Annotated in this window: 16 protein-coding genes and 3 pseudogenes; 13 read left to right on the forward strand and 6 right to left on the reverse strand. The window is 66.8% G+C overall.

The window, feature by feature from the left end:
• Nucleotides 1–205 (forward strand): hypothetical protein (locus ACZ6IM_RS41065; protein ID WP_469564325.1); only part of this gene is annotated, 205 nt, incomplete at its 5' end.
• Nucleotides 206–211: 6 nt separating this feature from the next.
• Here the strand turns inward: ACZ6IM_RS41065 and ACZ6IM_RS41070 are convergent.
• From ACZ6IM_RS41070 to ACZ6IM_RS41080, 3 genes and pseudogenes are all read right to left on the reverse strand, one after another.
• Nucleotides 212–601 (reverse strand): annotated as a pseudogene (locus ACZ6IM_RS41070) (transposase); the annotation flags it as partial.
• A gap of 23 nt (nt 602–624) precedes the next feature.
• The gene (locus tag ACZ6IM_RS41075) at nt 625–1,866 is read right to left on the reverse strand and encodes an IS110 family RNA-guided transposase (RefSeq protein ID WP_398918819.1); all 1,242 of its coding nucleotides are present in this window, start codon (nt 1,864–1,866) and stop codon (nt 625–627) included.
• A 421-nt stretch (nt 1,867–2,287) separates the two neighbouring features.
• Nucleotides 2,288–3,100 (reverse strand): annotated as a pseudogene (locus ACZ6IM_RS41080) (IS110 family transposase); the annotation flags it as partial.
• Nucleotides 3,101–4,402: 1,302 nt separating this feature from the next.
• Between ACZ6IM_RS41080 and ACZ6IM_RS41085 the strand changes: the two are divergent.
• The 10 genes from ACZ6IM_RS41085 to ACZ6IM_RS41130 all read left to right on the forward strand — a co-directional run bounded on the left by ACZ6IM_RS41085 (nt 4,403) and on the right by ACZ6IM_RS41130 (nt 15,048).
• Nucleotides 4,403–4,768, forward strand: coding sequence for a hypothetical protein (locus ACZ6IM_RS41085; RefSeq protein WP_319216765.1), 366 nt, complete (start codon nt 4,403–4,405; stop codon nt 4,766–4,768).
• Entirely contained in the window at nt 4,765–5,433 is a 669-nt protein-coding gene (locus ACZ6IM_RS41090) for a nucleotidyl transferase AbiEii/AbiGii toxin family protein (protein WP_052843725.1), read from the forward strand. The genes ACZ6IM_RS41085 and ACZ6IM_RS41090 overlap by 4 nt, the downstream gene beginning before the upstream one ends.
• A gap of 115 nt (nt 5,434–5,548) precedes the next feature.
• Nucleotides 5,549–5,758 carry a hypothetical protein gene (locus ACZ6IM_RS41095; RefSeq protein ID WP_052843724.1) on the forward strand — a complete coding sequence of 70 codons (210 nt, stop codon included), beginning with the start codon at nt 5,549–5,551 and terminating at the stop codon, nt 5,756–5,758.
• Between the two features lie 21 nt (nt 5,759–5,779).
• Nucleotides 5,780–5,932 carry a hypothetical protein gene (locus ACZ6IM_RS41100; protein WP_319216769.1) on the forward strand — a complete coding sequence of 51 codons (153 nt, stop codon included), beginning with the start codon at nt 5,780–5,782 and terminating at the stop codon, nt 5,930–5,932.
• A gap of 196 nt (nt 5,933–6,128) precedes the next feature.
• Nucleotides 6,129–6,620, forward strand: coding sequence for a hypothetical protein (locus tag ACZ6IM_RS41105; protein WP_319216770.1), 492 nt, complete (start codon nt 6,129–6,131; stop codon nt 6,618–6,620).
• Between the two features lie 92 nt (nt 6,621–6,712).
• A complete protein-coding gene (locus tag ACZ6IM_RS41110; RefSeq protein WP_319216772.1) occupies nt 6,713–7,180 on the forward strand; it encodes a hypothetical protein in 468 nt (155 codons plus the stop codon).
• Nucleotides 7,181–8,848: 1,668 nt separating this feature from the next.
• Nucleotides 8,849–9,844 (forward strand): ParA family protein, encoded by a 996-nt coding sequence (locus tag ACZ6IM_RS41115; RefSeq protein ID WP_052843721.1) that lies wholly within the window; start codon nt 8,849–8,851, stop codon nt 9,842–9,844.
• Nucleotides 9,845–10,532: 688 nt separating this feature from the next.
• Entirely contained in the window at nt 10,533–10,934 is a 402-nt protein-coding gene (locus tag ACZ6IM_RS41120) for a hypothetical protein (RefSeq protein WP_052843720.1), read from the forward strand.
• Nucleotides 10,935–11,336: 402 nt separating this feature from the next.
• The gene (locus tag ACZ6IM_RS41125) at nt 11,337–12,110 is read left to right on the forward strand and encodes a hypothetical protein (RefSeq protein ID WP_319216773.1); all 774 of its coding nucleotides are present in this window, start codon (nt 11,337–11,339) and stop codon (nt 12,108–12,110) included.
• A gap of 427 nt (nt 12,111–12,537) precedes the next feature.
• On the forward strand, nt 12,538–15,048 hold the full coding sequence (locus ACZ6IM_RS41130; protein ID WP_398918823.1) for a hypothetical protein: 2,511 nt from the start codon (nt 12,538–12,540) through the stop codon (nt 15,046–15,048).
• Nucleotides 15,049–15,208: 160 nt separating this feature from the next.
• Here the strand turns inward: ACZ6IM_RS41130 and ACZ6IM_RS41135 are convergent, their stop codons facing one another.
• On the reverse strand, nt 15,209–15,343 hold the full coding sequence (locus ACZ6IM_RS41135; protein WP_319216777.1) for a hypothetical protein: 135 nt from the start codon (nt 15,341–15,343) through the stop codon (nt 15,209–15,211).
• Nucleotides 15,344–15,439: 96 nt separating this feature from the next.
• On the opposite strand from ACZ6IM_RS41135, the gene ACZ6IM_RS41140 reads away from it, so the two are divergent.
• A complete protein-coding gene (locus ACZ6IM_RS41140) occupies nt 15,440–15,733 on the forward strand; it encodes a hypothetical protein (RefSeq protein ID WP_319216779.1) in 294 nt (97 codons plus the stop codon).
• 488 nt (nt 15,734–16,221) lie between these two features.
• On the opposite strand, the gene ACZ6IM_RS41145 is transcribed toward ACZ6IM_RS41140, so the two are convergent.
• Nucleotides 16,222–16,626, reverse strand: coding sequence for an IS110 family transposase (locus ACZ6IM_RS41145; protein WP_398918827.1), 405 nt, complete (start codon nt 16,624–16,626; stop codon nt 16,222–16,224).
• On the opposite strand from ACZ6IM_RS41145, the pseudogene ACZ6IM_RS41150 reads away from it, so the two are divergent.
• Nucleotides 16,621–17,279, forward strand: a pseudogene (locus ACZ6IM_RS41150) (IS3 family transposase); the annotation flags it as partial. The gene ACZ6IM_RS41145 and the pseudogene ACZ6IM_RS41150 sit on opposite strands and share 6 nt — an antisense overlap.
• A gap of 205 nt (nt 17,280–17,484) precedes the next feature.
• Here the strand turns inward: ACZ6IM_RS41150 and ACZ6IM_RS41155 are convergent.
• On the reverse strand, nt 17,485–18,270 hold the full coding sequence (locus ACZ6IM_RS41155; RefSeq protein WP_398918829.1) for a hypothetical protein: 786 nt from the start codon (nt 18,268–18,270) through the stop codon (nt 17,485–17,487).
• Between the last annotated feature and the right edge of the window lie 356 nt (nt 18,271–18,626).

Here is an 18,626-nt window from a genome sequence, read left to right on the forward strand (position 1 = left end):
CGACGTCGCCCAGCCGATCGCGGAGCAGGCGCGCGCCGAGCAACTCGCCGACCTTACCCAGCACTCCCCGCTCCTCGTGCTTACTGAAGGGCCGACCGACGCCCGACTGTTGTCCATGGGCATGGAGGTCACCCATCCCCGCCTTAAGAGATTCGTCACCTTCTTCGACTACGGACTCCGGCGGCGTGGGGGGGTGCCCCTATGACTTTGGTCAAGGGGTGATTGGAGTTGGTGGTTGGTAGAAGGTGCCGTCGCGGAGCATTGCGAAGAGCACGTCGGCTCGACGTCGGGCGAGGCAGAGGATGGCCTGGGTGTGGTGCTTTCCCTGGGTGATCTTCTTGTCGTAGTAGGTGCGGGAGGCCGGGTCGGCCAGCGCGGCGAACGCGGAGAGGAAGAAGGCGCGTTTGAGCTGCTTGTTTCCTCTGCGGGAGGGCTGTTCACCGCGGATGGAGGACCCGGAGCTTCGGGTTGCCGGGGCGAGGCCGGCGTATGCGGCGAGGTGGGCGGCGGACGGGAAAGCCGTGCCGTCGCCGACGTCGATGAGGATGCGGGCGCCGGTTCTGATGCCGATGCCGGGCATGGACGTCAGGACTTTGGAAAGAGACATCCGATGCAGTTGATCTGTCAAGCGGCGATGGTGAGTTGTGGGGTCGGCGTGGTGGGAAACGCGGTGAGTTCGTCGTAGGGCGTGCGCTTGGTGAGGCAGTGGTGGAGGCAGCCGAGCATGCGGTTGAAGAGATTGCGCTGGGCGGCTGTGTGGCGGTCTCCATCGGCTCGTCGCCTGTCGTAGTGGGCTCGGGCACCTGGGGAGGCGGTCAGGCTGGCGAACGCCAAGACATAGCCGACCGAGGCCAGACGCTGGTTCTTGACCCTGCGGGCCATGACCGCGAGGCTTCTGCCAGACGCCCGGGTGACCGGCGCGGCTCCGGCGAAGGCTTTGAGGCCTTTCGCGTCGGTGAATCGGGATCGGTCGTCGCCGATCTCGGCGAGCACCCGGGCGCCGGTGAGTGACCCGAGCCCTGGAAAGCTGGTGATGATCTCGGCGTCCGGGTGCGCATCAAAAGACTCCACCGTCGCTTCGGCAAGGTCGTCGACGCTGATGCAGGCGGCATCAAGCTGTCTGAGCAGGGCGATGGCCTGGCGTCCCATGGCTTGCTCGACTTGGTGGGGCTGGCGCATCTGCGGGATGCGCAGGGCTTCTCTCAGTCGTTCGACTTCTGCCTCGATGCCACGCTGGCGGCCGGCCTTCTTCAGCAGCGCGCGCAGTTGGACGCGGGTTAGCTTCGCTGCCTGATCGGGAGTGGGGGCTGCGGCCAGCGCGGTGCGGGCGATGTTGCTGCTGATCCCCTCGCGGTTGTGCTGGAAGGCCGCGAGGAAGCCGGGGAAGTATTCACGCAGGTGGGAACGGAGTTTGTTGCCCGCCTGGGTGCGGTCCCAGACGGCGTCCTGCTGGGCGCGGGCCAGGACGGCGATCGCTTGGGCGAGCTCGCTGTCGTCGGGCAGAGGCCGGTGGGCGGTCCTGTCCGTGCGCAGGATGTTCGCGAGCACCATGGCGTCGAGGTGGTCGGACTTCTTGCGGGTGACCGCGTGACGGTCGCGGAAGCGGGCGGCGGCCATCGGGTTGATCGCGTAGATGGGCCGGCCGGTCGCGCGGAGGCAGGCGACGAGGATGCCTTGGGAGGTCTCGATCGCGACGGGGACCGGAGTGTTGGCGGTGTCGCCGTGAGTGGTGAGGAGTTCGAGGAGCTGGTGCAGGCCGTCGAGGTCGTCGGTGATCCGGACCCTTGCCAGCGGGGTTCCCTCGTGGTCGACCAGGGCGACGTCGTGGTGGTCGCTGGCCCAGTCGATTCCGCAGGTGACGGTCATCGTGTCGTGTTCCTCCTCTCGGTCGGGGGCGTGCTGCTGGTCGCAGCCGTGCGGGGGACACGCGTCTCCCTAATGGAAGGGCTCGATGGCCCTGCATCCGATCAGCCGTTCGTGACCCCAGCGGCTCGCAGGGCCCTCGGTCTGCTCCAGAGCTGGCGGCTCCAGGCGTGGTGAGAGGTGATCCCTGTGGGCGGCTCGGACCACAAACCCCAACGATCCGATCATCGGACTGGATGCGGTTGTCGTGCTCGTAACGCTGGACGGTCCCGGAGACCGGCTCTTGACCACGGGATCCGGTCCCAGGGGGTGTGTACGGCTTCTCGGAACCGACCAGCACTACGAGCGATGCGGGGCCCGCAGTCTCTTTCAGGGCCTCGACGGGCCGGGGTGGGCCTGGCGGTGCCCCGCATCACTGCCCATTAGGGTGGGCCTCCAGCAGTTCCTCAAGCCGGTGGGCTAGGAGTTTGCGCTGGTCGAGCACTGCCTGGAGCGAGGAGGCGAGGCTGGGGATGATCAGCGCGGCCGCGTCCGTGCCCGGGACGACGACGGTCTGCTCGTTGAGTGCGGTGAACACGTCGTCGATCAGCCGTTCGGCCATCCTGGGGGCCTTCGGCCGGATCAGGGCGATGAGCCGTCGGCGTCCGGCCTTGCGGATCTGGGCCGGTGAGCCGAACTGGTCCAGCAGCCTGAGCACGGCCGGGTGCTGCATGCGTGGGCCCAGGACCCGTTCCAGGTGGGGATGGATCTGCGTGAACAGGCCGCGGAGCCGGTTGGACAGGCGGGTTGTCTCGGAGGCCAGGTCGTCGTCGAACCCCACGATCATCTGCAGCTCGGCGATCGTCTCGTCATCGAGGTCGACCGACCGCAGCGTGTGGGGCATCGCCCGGGCGGCGTCGGCGATGATGGACGCGTCCTTCGCGTCCGTCTTGGCCTCGCCGGGGTAGAGGTCGGCGATCCGCCGCATGGTCAGGCCCGGAAGGTAGGCGACATGGCAGCCGACCTCGCGGGCGACAGTCAGGGGCAGGGCGCCGATGGAGGCGACCTGGTCGACGATGACGAGCACGGTGCCGTGCTTGGCCTGCAGCTTGGTGAAGACCTCGCGGAGTTTGGGCTCGCTGTTGGGCAGTCTGCGGTCGAAGGTCTTCTTCCCGGACGGGGTGAGTGCGGTGGCGTGGTGTTCGCCCTTGCCGACGTCCAGGCCGAGGTAGACGTCGATGTCGCCGGTGTCGATCACGTGCGGTGTCCTCCGGTCGTATTCGTCCGGCCCTGCCACGGCACTGATCGCCACATCCACATTACGAAGAGCCTCCCGGCCTGCGAAGGAACCGGTGGTCATGCCCCTAATCAGCGGTCTGTCAGTGCCTTCGGAGCCGGTGACACCACCCCCCAGGCCATGCACTCGACAAGGGGAGGTAGTCATGCCAACTCCGAAGGCCCATAGCCCTGTTGTAGGGCTACGAAGACAGTAATGGGGGGGGAGTGGCCCAACTGGCCCGCATCGTAGCGGCGTTCGTGGCCGCCGGCGTCGCAAACCGCTTCGTGGCCATCGCCGACACCGGCACCGAAGGCATGGCCGGGATGGAGAAAACCCTGACTCGGAGCCTGCTGGGACGCTGCCGGGTCATGTTCTACCCGCCCCAGAGCTGGAGCACTACCCGACCCTCGGCGCGTACACCGACGATCCGGTGCTCGCGGATGTCAACGGCCGGGCAGGAGCACTTGAGCTCTACCTCGGCCAGGACGTTCTGCAGACAGACTCCGGGCTCATGCCCGTGCAGTGGAAGTCGTGGAATCCGAAACTGGGCCGGTAACAGGAGCATTGGCTGACCGGGACAAGCGTCTTGCCCAGTAACGGTTCCTGGCCAAGGCGAAGGCGCACCGGGTCGGCGGGCCGCACCCTGACGCGGATTGGAGCGGCATCCGCGCTATCATCGACCAGGTTGTGTCGGCCTTCGACTGAAGGCCGACGTCGGCCGCGCCCGCTCCGCGTGCAGGGGCTTGGCCGGGAGGCGGGCCCCGTCAGGCTCGCTCGTCCCGCCTCAGCCCGCCGGTTGCCAGAGCGGCCTCGATCAGCTCCTCACGAATCGTCCTCGACCGACCGCAAAGCCCTGCTCGCTCGTGCTCCTCATGGTCACCACCTTTCATCTCCTTCTGCCGAACTGGGGTCGTGCGGCGGACGTCGGACCGACGGCTGATCCGGTATGCCGCTGGCCAGCGCTCCGTGGCTCTGTGAGATCGCTATCGTGCCCGGGCATGCACGGGACGCAGCCGCAGGGACTCCTGCCTACCTGGCAGACCGGCAGGCCTCCCACTGGCTGACCTTTTCGCGCCCTTCTAAGAACGCCGCAGGTCAGGGCCTCGCCCCTAAGCGACGCTCGGCCGATTCGGCCGGGGCAGAGGTGTCGCTGGCGATTGGGGATGAGCTTCGAGCAGCCAGATGAGCCGCCGTAGCTCAGCGAGGCGCGGCCGACCGGATCGGATAGGCAGAAGCGCGTTCGCGCTGCCATTCCTGCGGCATGCACGGAATACTGGGGTCATGGTTCAGCAGTCTTCTCTTGGTGCCACGCAGTCCGCTGCTGATGTGCTGCGCGCGCGGTATGCCGAACGTCTTCCTAGCGCCCTTGAAGACCTCGTGGGCCCGCGGCACGGTCAGGTCGACCTGCCGCTTCATATCGCCTGGTCAGGACTGCGTACCTACGACCTCGACCGGCCCCGGCAACGCATGAGTCTCTACCGGACGGTGCTCGCCGAAGGCCAGCGCGACGACGTCACGGCGTTCTTGAACAGCGACCTTCTGCGCGACCAGTGGCCCCTGATGCGGACCATGATCAGCAGGCACGTGCGTGAGGTGTGGGAGACTGCCTTCCCCGAGCTTAAGCGTCAGGCGTCTGCCGCCGCGTGAACCTCAGCGACCTCCATCGCCGTCTGTTGGCAGATGTCCTGGCGATCGGTACGCCATACCCATTGGTGATCACTGGTGGCTATGCCGTGCAAGCCCATGGGCTCGTCGATCGCCTCAGTCAGGACATTGACGTAGCTACCGAGAACCCGGCTCCCATGATCGACATCGTCAGAGACCTGGCCCGCGGCTTGGCCGAGCGAGGCTGGCGGGTCGGAGTGATCGGTGTGGACCCGCTCTCAGCGCGCCTGCTCGTGACCAGCAGCGACACCGGCGAAGAGTGCGAGGTGGACGTACTCAAGGAAAACCTGTGGTCAGGCCCTATCGCCACTCCCCACGGGCCGGTGCTGGCACTCGATGACGTGATCGGTACCAAGGTCCGCGCCCTGGCCGATCGCGCGGCGACCCGCGACTTCATCGACGTTCATGCCGCTGGCGACTACACGTTCCGAGACCTGGAGACGCTGGGGGAGCGCCACGGGCGGGGAGATTTTCGCCTGGAGGACCTGCGCGACCGACTCGGCACCGCCGAGTGGATGGACGACATTGAGTTCGGGGCGTACGGGCTGTCTGCGGATGACATCCACGCTCTCAGACGGTGGGCCCAGCACTGGATCAACGATCTTGATCGCCGCCTCGGCACCGACGCGGACGAACTCGACGAGTAGATCCTGCCCTCGGATGGCCCGGGCTCGGTCTGCGTCACCGCACTCGCCACAACGGCTGCCGCCGGAATCGTCATGTCACCGCCGAGGCGGGGAGAAGGCGACTGGCCGGCGAAAGATGCCCGATGCCGTGGTCTTCGACCACTGGGGCGGCCCCGGCTGGCGCGGCGCCGAGGTCATCGAGATGTACGGCGGCAGGGCCGAAGAGGTCACCGGCGGATTCCGTGACCGGGACCGCTTCGCGGACATCGCCGCCGCCCTCGACTCCCTCACCAGGTGGTCGGAGCCGGGCTACGGCGAACACATCCGCGTCGTCCTGGCCTCCTGAACCTCACCGTCCCCGGGCCCGGTGAGCCACCGCCGGGCCTCTGCTGATCGGCCGCTGGTCCACGGACAACGCCACCTCAGCATCACCGCGTCCCACCAGATCGACGACGAGGACCAGGCCGCCGTCGACGCCCTCACCCGGCCCGCGTTCGCCAACGGCGCGAACTGGGCGTGAACGTTCCCCGTCGACACCCACCGCCACGCCGTGCAGCGCGCGTACGAGGAGTTCGCCCGCGACGACGACGCCTGGCTCGACGACACCGTCGAATACGTCGAGCCAGTCACCCCCTGACCTTACCCACAACTGCGCCCGGCCACGCGGCGGACGCCCGCTCGCCCGTGTCCCGCACCCACACCTGAAGGGCTCTCCCATGCTCGGCAACACCGAATTCGAGTGGGTCTCCGCCGACACCACACCGGTCCTGCTCTACCCCAGCTTCAACTCCGACGACGCACTCGTCGAGCCCGGCGAGATCGCCGCCGCCGCCGTCTGCGACAGCAGCGACAGCATCGCCCTCTACGGCAACCGCGACAAGGTGCTCAACCCCCTCCGTCAGCTCGCCGAAGCCGTCAGCAACGCCCCGCCCGTCCCCACCACGGAGGCGTGCATCGCGGCCCCAACAGACCCCACCGCCTGGAAGCCGGGCCCCCTCACCTCCCCGCTGGCTCCGGCGAGCAAGGGCTGGACCCTGTGCGGCGCCGAGTCCCACCAACCCATCGCGGCCGATCCCCGCCTGGCGACCTGTTCCGACTGCGTCGACGCCTTCAACGAGCGCGGGCCGCAAACCTCCTCCGTCTCGTCCACTTCCTCCCCGCCAAGCCCTGACACCACCCCACGCCGCCCTCCGGTACCGGGCCCGTAGGGCACGGCACCCCGACCCAAGGCCCCTCATGAACCCCACCGACGCAGCCGGCCCCTCTTCGAAGCCCTCCTCGCCGAAGCCCAGCAGTGGGCGTGCGACGACACCGAGGACGAGGACCAAAACTCGACGCGATTGACCACGCCGACACCCCGCACGACAAGCTCGCGTTGCTGCAGAACACCAGCCTCTTCCCCTCCCACCTGGCCTCGGCCATCGCCGAGGCTCTCGTCGCACTCGACCCCGCCACCTACTCCCCCGACTCCGCGCCAACAACCTCCGGAACCTCCATGGCCGACCCCGAACTCCACCGCATCCGCGACGCGTCGATCACCGTGGTCGACGCCTCCCCCGAGGACAACACCCCCGGCGACGTCTACGAGATCCAGGTCCACGGCGTCAGCGTCCTCATCCGCCGCCAATCCCATCGGGGCCCCGCCACCGACGTCCCCTACGTCCACATCGAGGACCAGAACGCAGGGCCTGGACTGCTGCTCGTCGTGATGAACAACGGCGGCGAGCACGAACACCCCCGCCCCTCGGCCGACGGAGTAGCGACATGAACCCCAACCACGCCTACGCCACCGCCCGCCAGCTGATCGACCCGACGCTAACTACACCGTCCACATCCGCACCGACAACGGCTGGACACAGCCCACCGACCCCTGTCACCGGGAACTACCCGGCCTGGACGTCCTCCTGGCCGCCCGCAGGGTCCCTACGCCCCCGGCCCGCCGGCCACGTCCAGAGCACCAGCCCCGACACCCTGGACATCCGCACCGGGGACGGTCGGCTCCGGCTGCGTTTCACTGCAGCATCATCGAGCGTGGGCCGAGCCCCCGGCGATCCAGCCTCAGGCGACCGCTTCGGCTGACCAAAGGTTGTCCGTCTGTCCCACCTCACCAGGCCCACTCGGGCCGTGTAGGCACCTGGGCCCGCCGCGTGCGGCGGAGCGGTTCAGCGCGCCGAGGTGTTCTGGCTGTAGTCGTTTAGGGGCCCTACTGCCACCGGCCAGAGCCCGGTCGCCGCCAGACGTAGTGTTGCTGCCGTGTGGCTCCCCCCGGTGTCCACTGCGCGCGCCACACGGCCACTGCCTCCTCGGCCTCGCCACCTCCTTGAATTCTTCATTGGGATGCCCACAAGCAGTAGCCTCGAATAGCCTCATTACGACGTGCTTTTGACATTGCCCGGAGACGGTTGGTCGTCTGGAATGGTCTCAAGCAGCTTGTTTGAGACGGAGTTGCATCATCACGTCCCTTTGTATTGCATGATACTGGTACGCCGACACTGCACCTAGTCATTGATGTACCAAAATGGCGCGGACTCGCCTCGGCTCTGATTCAGCTAACGATTCGTTCCAGTCGGCATGGACTTGCAACCCATCCTGCGCACTTAACACTAGCCATTTGCTTGCTCCTACCAACACATATGTTGATACTGCTCCTACACTTCACACTGGTCGCTTACTGCCAACACATGCTCATTGCGCCTCAATAGTTCGCTCACTGACTTCTAGCGCTGAGCTAATTCACTCATTTTCGTAAGCATGCTTGTAGGCACGTCTGTAGGTACGTAGGGATCTCTGTAGGGATCTCTGTAGGGATGTTCGCACCTCTGTAGGTTTCGATCGATGGAGCCAGGTCCGTCACCTGTTCACGTCGCACGCACCTCTATCGGCACACACTGCACCTACACCGGCAGTTTCCCACTACCACCTCACGCACCTGCGCCGATGTCGCCGTCTGCGCGTCGATCCGGACGCTTCATACTGTGAACCCAGTCTGCTCGACCGGTCCACACCTTGGCATGTATACCCCCGCCACTCTTCCTGTGCGCACACCACGCCCCTTCGCGCTATCCAGATGCATGGCCGTTTGTCGCCGCCTGCGCACCCCCTCGTCCTGGCGGCAGCCCCTCAAGCTCCGCAGCCTTGGTACTGGCGTGGACTCGGCGCACCACAAGACTCGCGACACGCCCCGCGCTACGCCACAACACCAACACTCGGCGCATCTTCCTGTTATGGTCACCCGTGTCGCGTCGTGACACGGACTGCAGAAATCCAGCGCACGAAGCACGCCCCCCAATGTCCGTAATGACCAGCAGAGCGCACTCGTGATGCAGCAAATGACACGTACTCCCACTCAGATACACCTCAAGCGCGTGACACGACGCGACAGTCACCTCGCCGTTTCCCGCAGCCACCCTCTCTCCCAACTCCGGAGGCCCTCGCGATGACCACAGCCCTTCCAAGCGACATCGACGTCGCCGACGAGGCATCGCTCCCGGCGCCGGTGGTGCTTGCCATCGCCACTCAAAAGGGCGGCGTGGGCAAGACCACCACTACCGTGAACTTGGGCGCACGCCTCTCCATGGCCGGCTACAACGTCCTAATTGTTGATCTTGAGCCCCAGGCGCAAGCTGGAACCGCGCTCGGCATCACGCTCGGCGGCCATGAAGATGAGGCTGCGAACGAAGCGGAGCTCCAGCGGTCTCTCGGCTACATCCTGCAGATGGCTCTCCAGAAGTTCCCGCGCCCCCATCTCAAGCAGGCGATGTTCGACCGCACCGACGAGGTACTGGGGGACTTCGAAGGTCACGGTCAGCTATGCGTCCTTGCCTCGGAAGAGGCATCCATGTCAGCGGCACAGAACGCCTTCGTGACGAAGCCCTACAAGGAGATCGTCACCCTTCGGCACCTCTTGCTCCAGGAGGCACGGGGCTTCCACTTCGTCCTCATCGACACACCTCCAGCCGTATCCCACCTCAACGCAGTCGCGCTGGCGGCCGCTGACTTCGTGGTAACCGTCTGCATCCCGGAGTACCAGTCCATCAAGGGTGCCCTGGTTCTCAGCGCAGCCACGCAAGCGATCGCGACGAACACCCAGGGAGCCTGCGAGCCACAGCTTCTCGGCGCTCTACTCAATCGCTCCAACCCCGAGTCTGCGTGGACTGCGCAAGACGTGGACATCCGGAACGCGATGATTGGTGACGGCATCAACGCTGAGCCAGGGCGGGGCCTCTTTCCGTTCGTTACGGATGTGCGACGCGACGTCCGCATCTCGGAGTCCTACATCCACGGCCGGCCCGCCGTAACGCGGTTCCCGAATCACTCGTGTGGCAAGCAGTACACGGGCGTCGTTGAGGAGATTCTGGACCGCATCCAACTGCCGCGCCAGAAGTGGACCATCGCCGATCCGGTCCTTGTCGAGGAGAACGTCGATGCCTGAGGAAGAGGCCTCCGGAGCGGAGCGCAAGCAACCCAAGAAGAGGACGGCGAAGAAGGTCGCGGGTCTCAGGCCTCGACCAGACTTGCTCAGCAATCCCGCCCTGTCGGGTGCGGCAAGTGTGGCGGCCCGATCAGTCCTGGGTCAGGGTGCCGGAGCTCAGCCAGTTAAGGCTGTCCAAGTTCCGGCCTCGGCCTCACGAGACGCTGTTGCCGTTCCTGCCCCGAGCACGCCCCCTGACGGGCAGGGCGCGGCTGAGGCGGTTGCGCCGGACACTACGCAGACGCCGACCGAAGACCAGGCGTTGAGCGAGGGAGCGGAACCCGGCTCCGTCACGCCTCTGTCGGTCTCCGCCACGGATGTGCAACCCAGTGAACCGGCACGACCGGATCTCGGCGATCTTTCGTTTCCAGACGCTGCTAGTTCTGGAGCAACGATCGGAACAACCCCGCATGCCTACCAAGACCTACCCGACGACGGGGAGGCCGCTGACCAGCACGTCGTTGCTCATGACGACGAGCAGCAGGTCCCGGGGGAGGGGGCGACCACAGCCAAGACGACTGAGGCTGAGACAAGAGCGGGGGGAGCACCTTCATCAGGGTCCCGGCGAAAGCGCTCTGTCTCCACCCGCCAGGGCTCCAAAGTAGGGCCCGCACACACGGCACTGCTCAACTCATGGCGTAGCAGCAGGGTGGACCTCAAGCTCCGTAGGGACGCGTGGCAGACGCATCCGTTCCGGTTCGCGGCGGACTTGGTGACACAGCTAAGCAAACGGGTGGCGCAAGACTGTTCGTCTTCCGGTAAGTCGCTGACGGCTGCGCAGTATGTCGACGCTGCAATGAGCCAGTATCTGCCCACGACCATAGAGGGACAGTTGGCGCTCGCCGAGGAGTTCCTCCTCTCGCGCGAGACGGACGTGGGCACGGGGAAGCAGGCCAGCCATCGGGTCAGCCCTGAGGTCTATGCCGTCGCAGCGCCCCTAGCCAATGACCTCCGGGAAGCAGGGCACGCGCGCATCGCCGTTCACGTCTACTCAGGGGCCCTTGACAGCTTCCTCCGCGATCTCGAAGCAGAAGGGCCGCTCGGGAAGTAGGGCACAGGAACCCCATCGGATTCGCGGAGGCGCCGACCACATCGCTGTGGCCGGCGCCTCCGCACGTCTGCCTGCCCTTCCATGAGCAGCGACACTCGGCGTGCCGTTGAGATTGCGCCTTCGTAGTCACATCAGTAGTTCTGTAGGGATGCCTGTAGGGATGCCTGTAGGGATGCCTATAGGGATCTAGGCGCTCTCCTATGTTCGTATCGTTCGGCCTTCTCGAGTGCCTCGATTATGACACGACGCGACACGCGAGCAGCTCGGCATAACCGAACAACTCGGACGAACTGCCAGGCAGGGACGAAGAATCGAGGGAAACGCGTGTCGCGTCGTGACACGAGAACGGACCGCAATGCGCTACGGTGATCCACAGCCTGAAGGACACACACTGGAGACGCCTTGTCCGCCTACGTGCAGCCGGCCGTTCTCGCGAGCACGGCCAACGTCAACCGCTCCTGGGTTACCAAGGCCGCCCAGCTCGGTCTCGTGAACGCCAGTGCGCTCGACGGGGAAGACGTCATTGTCGTACGCGTGTTCGCCTTTGTGGATCAGCTCGTCTGGCCGGGCAAGAAGCGCTCCCGAAGCGAGGCTCGGGCGATGGAGCCCTGGGTGTCGCTTGCGGTCAACGCGGCGCGAGATGCAGCACGTGACCCAGCCACCAAGATGGACTCAATCCTGTGGATCACCCCTGAGGGCGTTGAAGTAACCAACGAGTTCGGTGCCCACACGGGATTTGTCCTCGCGCACCAGCGGTCAAACTTCGTCGCAGTCCCAATCGGCGAGTGGATCGCTGAACTTCCACCGAACCTCGAAACTATCTTCCACTGGCCGCGCAGGATCTTGGACACCACGATCACTGTCCAAGACACGGAGATCGCTCTCCTGGGCTTCAGCACCATTCCCCAACAGGTCACGGTGTTTGCGACATCAAGCACCGCACTCAACGACGCCACGTACCAGAAGGTGCAGCAGCAAGTGTCATCGCAGCACCGTGGCTCAGCGATCCGAATCATCGAGCACCAAACAAAGGGTGCACAGTCTCGTTGGTCCGAGCTCTACGGCCTTCCAGACGGCGGACTCATTCGTCGTCCGGTGGACGACATAAGCCTTCGCAACGAGTACGGACCCCAGCTCAAGCACTTTGGCCAGCGTCCTGACCGGGAAACAAAGTGACTCGCCGGGCATTCCGCCGAGAGGCCAGCAGCCGGAGTCGACCGCGAAGCATTGGCTTCCGGCACGCTCCACTGAGAAACGCCCTGCGGGGGCTCATGTAGCAGGACGGCCCGGGATCTGCGGTCCCGGGCCACTGCTGTTGTCGAGGAGGTGAGGCACAACCGACATCCCTAGCTGAATCACGTCGCATGCCCGGCTGTTCTGCTACGGCCTAGCGCGCCGGGTGGCGATGACGGACGTCCTTGTACCTCCTCGACTGGAGTAAATCATAGCTACCCGTACGAGGGTCGGCTCAGTCATGCCTGAAGCAGGCGGAAGCCTACCCAGGAAATCGAAAGTTCCAGGGCGAGCGCCCTCGCATGGCGCCTCGTCAAGCTCTCCATACCTGGCCGACCGACCGACTCTGGCCCTTCAGCTGGGGCGCGGCATGGGGTTCCGGCTGTTGACGGCCGTCCGCGCCTTGCTGGCCGATCCCAGGCTCGCCGGCCGCAAGGATGTTGTGCGTCTCGGCACCCTCGTGCTGATGGCGAAGGCCAGCCATGGCAGCTGCCGGGTTGAGATCACGGCCAGGGAGCTGGGTCGTTGGCTCGGGGTGTCGGAGTCGACCGTCGACCACGAAGTACTTAACGTTCTCCGTGACGTTGATGCCGTCGCTGCACGTGTGCTGCGGGGCGGCGACGGTCTGCCGACCGGTGTCGAATATCGGGTGGAAGCTCTGTGGGAAGCCCGCAACGACGTCGGCGCACCGTTGGCGTTGTCGAAGGCCGAGCTGGCGACGCTGCTGCGCTTCTTGGAAGAGTTGTTCGCTCCGGGGTGGGGTGAGCAGTGCGCTACGCCCCCGGGCCTGCTAGTGAAGAAGGGGCGGCGGGGGAGGGGCGCGGCGTCGGATCGGCTGGCTCTGGTTCTGCTCGCCCTGCATGCACGGCCGGACGGGCGGGTTCCGTTGGTCGGTGGGCCGTTGGCGAAGAAGGTGGCTCGTCATGGCCGGGCGGCGGTGACGCTGGCGCGGATGCTGGGGTGCCGTGTGCCGGTGGCCGCGAGGGTGCTGGGTCGGCTCGTGGCAGTGGAAGCGGTGACGGTCGCGCCGGGTCGACTCGTGGTGCCGGCGGTAGCGGCCGCACATGGGTCCGCGGCCGCGGTGCCGGACAATGCCGATCTCGAGAGTTCTGCGTCTGCTGGTCCGGCGTCTGCCGGTGATGCTGCGCGCTGTGTTCGGTGTGCCGGGCATGAAGAGGCCGACGTGCTTGTGGTGGAGGGGGATGGGTGGCGGCAGCTGTCGTGGGAAGACCTTGGGGGTGCCGAGGAGGGTTCCGGAACTGCACCCAGGGATCTCTACGACGCTGGTAGCGATCTTTTCGCAGGTCAGGCCCTCTTTGAGACGTCTAAGGCGAGTTGCACTGCTGCAGACCTTCACACCGACCACGCTGTTGTGGCTGATGTACGTGGTGAGGGTGCTGGAAGTCTCGGGTTTTCCGGCGAAGCCGCGTCGGGGTACTGCTGTCAGCCGGTACGCGCGTGCGAGGGCGGGAACTCCCCGGCGCTGGGGGATGGTCTCCACGGTGCCGTGGCGGTCGTCGACGGCGGGGCTGGCCCGCTTCGCGGGGACAAGCCTGATCTGCTGCTGGGGGAGGGGGAGTCGGGTTCGTCGGCCGCGGTGTCGACGCTGCAGGCGTGGAGGTCAGCGTCGGGGGGGCCGCCGCCGGTGTGGGCTCAGGTGCCCAAGGGGCTGGAGCGTGTGCTGGAGCCGGTGGCCATGGTGTGGGGCCGGCTGGACCGGCTGACGACCAGGCGTTACGTCACGAAGGTCGTGCGGGCGCGGCTCGGCGAGATCTCGGGGGCGTGCGGTCCGGGGGTGGATGCCGAGCGGGTCCTGCGGGAGCGGCTCAAGCGCCGGTTGACCGAGCAGGGGACGGTGCCGGTCACCGACCCGGTGGGGTGGCTGGTCGGCCGTGCTCTGCCGCGCCGGGTGTTGTGCCCTGACAGCCGGTGCGACGACGGACGACGGATGGACACCCTGGCCCACTGCGCCGCCTGCCAGATGCTGGTCCTGGACGGACGGACGCTGCGGTCCCGCGCCTTCGCCAAGGCAACAACGGTTCTCGCCGGAGGCCGGGTTGACCGGCTGGTGTTCGAGGCGGAGCTGAACGCGTGCTGGCAGCGGGAGGCCACCGCCGCGGCGGTGCGCCGCGAGGACGCACTCCGCCAACGGCACGCCCGTGAGCAGGTGCGGGCCGAGCAGCGGGCCCAGCGTGCGGCCCAGGAGACCGCCCGGCAGGCGCTGGCTTGCACGGTGTGCGGGAAGCCGGAGACAGCCGGTCTGTGCGGCCAGTGCCGCGACGAGCGCCGCGTCGAGGAACTCGTGGCCGAAGCCGTCGACGTGGCGGTGGCCACCTGGGGCATGGGCGGCGACGCGTACCGGGTTGATGCCGTTCGTAGGACCGAGCAGACCATGCGTGGCGCGGTCGACCAGACGGTGACGGACCTGCTGGCTGCGGGCGGTAGCGTGTTCGCCGAATCGGTGGCGCTCGCGGCGCGGCTGGCGGCGGAACTCCAGCTGGGTGCGCTGAAGCGCCGGGCTGCGAACCACTTCGCCCACCAGCCGCCAGCCCAGGCCGAGTACGAGAAGGTCTTCGCCACCGAGATGCGGCGCAGCCACCTCCACGACAGCGTCGACGAGGCCCGCGAGGCCGCTGAAGAGGCCGCCCAAACGGCCCGGTTCAACACGGCACACGCTCTCCTGAACGACCGGCTGCGAACGTTGCGGGCCGCCCGGCCCACGTCCGAAGCGGATACCGAACCCGACTGGTATGCGCAGGCGGCCGCTCAGGTCCGTGGCCTAATCCGTCCCGCGCCGCCCGAGTGCGCGATGTCCGTACGACGGCCCCTGGCGTTGCCGGGCTCGCCAGCACGTGGCAGCGGGGCAGGGGTGGAGGCATGAACCGTCCCGTACGGTCTACTGTCGCGCACCGGCCGGTGCGGCGGCCGTCCTTGACCGAGTGGGTGCAAGGGCTGCCGGGTCTGTCGGGGCGGGCGCGCCAGCTGCTGCTGGAGGGCGACACCGAGGGCCGGTACGCGGGCAGGACGGCCGCCGATTCCGGCTACCGGCTGACGATGGCCCTGGCGGTCGCGGTCTCCCAGCCCGGCCGGGAGTGGACCCTCGCCCCGTGGTGGGAGGCCCTGGTGCTGCGCCCGACGGCGGGCGGCGCCTGGGCGCGGTCACTGCGCTCACGCAAGGGGGAGCGGTACGCCGAGGGCAAGCTCGCCGGGATGCTCGACAAGGCACGGAGGTACGTGGGCACTTCCGGCACGATCGTGTCCGGGCTGATGCCATGGTGGCGATCGCCCGCGTGCGGGCTGCCATGGAGGCCGTCGTGTGGCCAGGGCCGGGCGGCGGCACCGATCTCAAGAACCTCACCGCGCGGCTGCAGTTGGCCGAACAGGTCGGCGGGCTCGAGCACGAGGTCTCGGTACGGCAGCTGGCCGAGCTGATGGGATGCGCCCGCTCGACCGTAGAAGAAGCGAGCAACGCCCGCTTGCGTGCGGCCCGGTGGCTGGTCCTGGTCGCGGTCGGCACCGGAACACAGCTCGACCTGGTTCCTGCGCATGCCTCCGACAGCGGCTGAAGATCAGGAGTCGTGTGCGCGCCCGGGACACCGTCCAGCCTCGGGGGAGAGGGGGGCAGAGGGTGTCCCGGAACTGCACACGGGGCGGGACGTGAGCACCCGTGCGCTGGGCGCTGTGATGGGTACCGACGCCTGTCACCACTACGCCCACGACACGTCCGGCGCCCGGATCCTCGCCGCCCTCGACCCGCTCGACGGAGCCGACGTCGCGCACCTGGCCGCCGACGACCGGCCTGCACCGCACCACGGTGCGCCGCCGCGTGGACAAGCTCGTCGAAGACGAACTCGCCGAAGAAGTCGACGGGCAGGTGTACCTTCCCCGCCACCTGGCCGACGGCGAAGGTCTTCGCCCCGACCCCCATCAGCTCGAGCCCGTCGCCCTCACCAGAGGCACCGCCGACCTGGGGGAACGGCGCCGCAAACGGCACGGCGATCAGCGGCGCCGGTACCGGCAGTGGCTCACCGAACGCACGCAGCACGCGGCCAGGTCAGTCGAACCCGGTGAGCATCTCGAGCTCGGCCACGGTCTCGTCTGCCGCCTCAACGGCCCGCAGCGTGTGCGGCATTGTGCGGGCGGCGTCTGCGATGACATACGCATCGCGGGCGTCGGTCTTGGCCTCACCCGGGTAGAGGTCGGCGATCCGCCGCATCGACAGGCCCGGGAGATAGGCGACGCGGCAGCCGGTGTCACGAGCCACGGCCAGAGGCAGGGGACTGCTGCAGGGTTGGGTGACACCTGACCTGGCTTGCTGAGAAGCGGCCTGGAAGGATGTTGCAGTGCCCAAGCCGTATCCGAAGGAGTTCCGCGAGGACGTCGTGCGGGTCGCGCGCAACCGCGAGCCCGGCGTCACGCTGGAACAGATCGCCGCCGACTTCGGGGTCCACCCGATCACGCTGTCGAAGTGGCTGCGCGGACCGCCTGGCGGATCTGCCGGGACAACCGCTGGTGGAGCGTCTTCGGCAAGCGGCGGGGCCGCGGCAAGAACGCCAAGGCCGGACCGCCGGTCCACGACGACCGGGTGCGGCGCAACTTCACCGCCGACGGGCCGAACCGGCTGTGGCTCACAGACATCACCGAGCACGCGACCGGCGAGGGCAAGCTGTATCTGTGCGCCGTCAAGGATGTGTACTCCGGCCGCATCGTCGGCTATTCCATCGACGCCCGGATGAAGTCCCGCCTCGCAGTGACCGCGCTGGAGTCCGCCGTCGCCCGCCGCAGCCCGGCTGAGGGTTGCATCGTGCCTTCCGACCGCGGCTCGCAATTCCGGTCCCGGAAGGTCGCTGCCGTACTCACCCGGCACGGCCTGGTCGGCTCGATGGGCCGGGTCGGGGCCGCCGGCGACAACGCCGCGAGAGCTTCTTCGCCCTGCTGCAGAAGAACGTCCTGGACCGCCGTACCTGGGCCACCCGCCAGGAGTTGCGGATCGCGATCGTCACCTGGACCGAGCGGACCTACCACCGGCGCCGGCGCCAGAAGCGCCTGGGCCGATTGACCCCCGTCGAGTACGAGACCATCATGACCCCACCCGCAGCCCTGGCTGCATAAACCCCGCTGTCACCCGATCATGCAGCAGTCCCCAGCGTCGCTACCTCTGGCTCGGGCTGCGCTTGCTCGACCTTCCGGCTTGCTGCTGTGACGGTGGTCCCGCGTAGGCCGCCGGTGCCGAGGACACCGCATATCCCTGGTTGCTGGGGAGATGCTGCCCTGCTGGCGCCGGGTTTGCCGGATAGCCGCCCCCCCCCTGGAGAAATCACCGACTCGGCCGGCCGGATTCTGCAGAGCGGCCGGATCCCAGCCGGACGAACTCACAGGATATGACGAGGAACCCACGGAAGCGGCGATAGGTATCGCCCCCCCCCTGAGAAAACCCATCAGACTGACTGCTGTGAATCCTATTCCGATAAGCTGCACGCGTTGCCTCTCGGTCGATGGAATATCCACCCTTTTTGTTCTCTATCACTGACAGACCTGCCGCCTCCAGCGCCTCCTTCTCCCACTTCCCCGCACTGCGATCGCTGCGGGTGAGGTTATGCAACCGCTCCAGCATCGCCTTGTGGAATGCAGTGGCACCCTTCGGTGCCACACCACTCGGCAGGCATCCCCAGTCCGCGAGAGCTGGGCTTTTTCCGTCGAGGCCGTAAAATTTCCTGACGCGGTCGGCATTTTGCTGATCTAAATCATCCGCAACGAGGTCCCGTTCTTTGTGTGCCTTGTCTTTGTCAATTTTCCATTTGCCGTTCGGGCCTGGCTTCAGTGGCAGCCCTGCCTCCTCCAGTGCCGCCGCCGTCAGCGGCCCCGCACCGTGTTTGGTGAGGCCCGGCAGCCACGTCCGCATACGAACTTCGAAATCACTGGCACCCTCCGGCGCCCTTTGTACCGGCAGGAGGGGCGCGGACAAGACCCATTTTCTTCCGTTTGCGTCGAGGCCGTTTGCGTCGAGGAAGTTTTCGTCGAAAAAGTGTTCGTCGAGACCGTAGAAGGCGCGGACGTCAGCGGCTCGTTCCTCATCTGTCGGTCTAGGCATGAAGCCCTCCATGGCAACTAGCGGACATCGTGATCACACAACGCATCAGACGGCCCTCTGGTTCAGAAGTTCGGCGTGAGCGGACGGCAGGACGACCGTTCCGACGGGAGAAGAGCCGGACGATGCTCACGTCGGCGAACCGCGACAACGACTCTCCGCTCGGCCTTCGTGCGCCGTGGTGAAGTACTGGAGGCATGAGCCGGACCACCAGGCCCCCAGCTATCGGCGCCTTTTGTGCTCCTTTTGTCCATTTTCCTTATGAGGTGCGCTTGCCACTGAACCCTTCTCATCCTGGGGTCTGAGGCTGATGACGAAGGGCTGATGGGAGTGCGTGACGTGGCAGGGCCCCTGGTCGTTCGGTTGGTGAT

Source organism: Streptomyces sp. NPDC042336 (assembly GCF_055581985.1).

What these genes read in the sequence shown, in the direction of transcription:
- ACZ6IM_RS41075 (WP_398918819.1), bottom strand. Translation starts at nt 1,866, where the DNA reads ATGACCGTCACCTGCGGAATCGACTGGGCCAGCGACCACCACGACGTC.
- ACZ6IM_RS41085 (WP_319216765.1), top strand. Translation starts at nt 4,403, where the DNA reads ATGGTTCAGCAGTCTTCTCTTGGTGCCACGCAGTCCGCTGCTGATGTG.
- ACZ6IM_RS41095 (WP_052843724.1), top strand. Translation starts at nt 5,549, where the DNA reads ATGCCCGATGCCGTGGTCTTCGACCACTGGGGCGGCCCCGGCTGGCGC.
- ACZ6IM_RS41105 (WP_319216770.1), top strand. Translation starts at nt 6,129, where the DNA reads ATGCTCGGCAACACCGAATTCGAGTGGGTCTCCGCCGACACCACACCG.
- ACZ6IM_RS41115 (WP_052843721.1), top strand. Translation starts at nt 8,849, where the DNA reads ATGACCACAGCCCTTCCAAGCGACATCGACGTCGCCGACGAGGCATCG.
- ACZ6IM_RS41130 (WP_398918823.1), top strand. Translation starts at nt 12,538, where the DNA reads ATGGGGTTCCGGCTGTTGACGGCCGTCCGCGCCTTGCTGGCCGATCCC.
- ACZ6IM_RS41140 (WP_319216779.1), top strand. Translation starts at nt 15,440, where the DNA reads ATGGTGGCGATCGCCCGCGTGCGGGCTGCCATGGAGGCCGTCGTGTGG.
- ACZ6IM_RS41155 (WP_398918829.1), bottom strand. Translation starts at nt 18,270, where the DNA reads ATGGAGGGCTTCATGCCTAGACCGACAGATGAGGAACGAGCCGCTGAC.